The organism is Halobacillus sp. (genome assembly GCF_049282395.1).
Classification (GTDB): domain Bacteria; phylum Bacillota; class Bacilli; order Bacillales; family Halobacillaceae; genus Halobacillus.
Genome location: NZ_JBAPTY010000109.1, coordinates 1 through 1,938, shown reverse-complemented (window position 1 = coordinate 1,938; position 1,938 = coordinate 1). Strand labels below are relative to the sequence as shown.

Sequence of the window (1,938 nt, the reverse complement as noted above, 5' to 3'; positions counted from 1 at the left end):
TTTAACTTCCGGTCTACGGGTTTGCGATTATCGGATTGTTGTTTCTGCCATTCATTGTAGCTCGCTATTCCGATGAGGATAAGGCCTGCAAGCAGAAGGTACACCCACCACGGAAGATTGCCCCAGTAGGGTCTGGTTTGATAGAGAACATTGAAAACCAGCACACCCATGCCGACGAAAAAGTAAGATTTGATTCGGAACTGCATGCCGGCAATCATCGATAGGAGCGATAAACCGCCAAGGATCCACGCGTCCCAGATCGTATGACTCTGGATGCCGTCGACGACTAAATAAGCAGCAATCAGCAGGAGAGCAGCAAGCTGCACATGACTCAGAATCGCGGAGTATTCCCGCCAGGTTTTTCTCCGCAGTACGAAAAGAACACCAAGAACGGGAAGCACTTGCAGCTCAGCTTCGATTAAGTCAGGAATCAGAGCATGATAATCCACCAATACGATGATGTACCCGGTATATAAACACCCGGCTCCCAATGTAATAAACGATTTGCCAAGCAGAGGTTCCTTCCATTTATTAGCGTTAAATAGGAACCAGACACTCAACAATAGTACGGGAATGACCCGGATCCAGACGTTCTCATCCATCATGGTCGTCAGGTTCAAATAGCCAATATAGAAGAGCGCTGTCCAGGTATAGGCATCGGCTTCTATTTTCGGCCCGATCAATAAACGGTGGAAATAGCGGCCGGCCGCAAGCAGAAGACCGATACAAACGATCATCAACGTAATGAACGATGGACGCTCCCAATTAAGGCTGATCTCATTCCATAGAGCCAGGCTAAGTAACAAGGGAATAAAGCGGGCGAGTGACCACTTTCTGCGATGCATAAAGAAAAGGACCAGAATAACGTACCCGACTCCGAGAAGCCATTCATACGGCGCCCAAGGTTCCAGTCTGTTGATCAAGAGAGACAATCCGAAAATGGAAAAAGGAATGAGATACCATTCGACCCTTTTCTTCCACACGGCTGGTACACCCATCCAGATCCCTGCGATGCCTATACTGGTCGCGAACCAGGCATACGTTTCCGGAACCGCCTCCCACCAGCCAAAGTAGCCAGGGACCGTCCACACTGCAAAAAACAGCGTCGTCAAAGCTGCGTATAGCATCAGCTTGATTTCCCATTCCCTAGAGGCTGTTAATGAGCTGTAGACGTACAGACTAAGGGGGATCCCCAGTACCCAGGGATACATCGCTTCCCCGCCCAGTGAATTGAGCAGGAAAAGAGCGATCAGCAGCGGCTGAACAGAATGAGCCAGCCAATAAAAATAAGGCTGTCTTTCTTCCCATTTTCCAAGTCTCACATCTCCAAGAAAGACGAGCAGAGCAGGTGCGAGTATCATATAAGTAAAAAACGAAGCAAACGAATCGAACGATAATGGATCCATTAAAGAGATGTAAAAAGCTAACATCGTAACAGACACAAATAACCAGAGAAATGCTCTTTTAGCATATAGCACAAACCATAGCATCATGCCGATGCCGACGAACAGAATGAAAGGACGGATCAAAACAGGGTCCACTCTGGAATTGCCTGCCAGGTTCACCATAGCCAGGATATAAGAACCTTGCCCGGTATAAAAACTGGCGGCAGAAAGCTGTTGATCCTTGAATTTCTTCCATAAGAGATGGACAACCGCAAGTAAGATTCCGGTGACGGCCAAATGAAATGGAAAAGCTAAACCTTCTTGATAAGCAGGAAACCAGCCAATGAGTGGTTCGTATAAAATAGCAGATGAAATAAACAAAGCCACCGGATGCACCCATACCGCTGTTTCTCCCATGTCCATATGGCTGTACTTTCTTTTCACAGGATAAGCAAGGACACTGATGATCAGGAACATGAACGAGCTATAAGCAAGCCGTTCATCATACACGCTGTATCCAATACAGCCCGCCATAACAAATATCGATGTATAG

1 pseudogene is annotated in these 1,938 nt (G+C 47.1%); it reads right to left on the bottom strand.

Annotated features, from left to right (window positions below):
- Positions 1 to 1,938 (bottom strand): annotated as a pseudogene (locus tag WAM07_RS05215) (hypothetical protein); the annotation flags it as partial.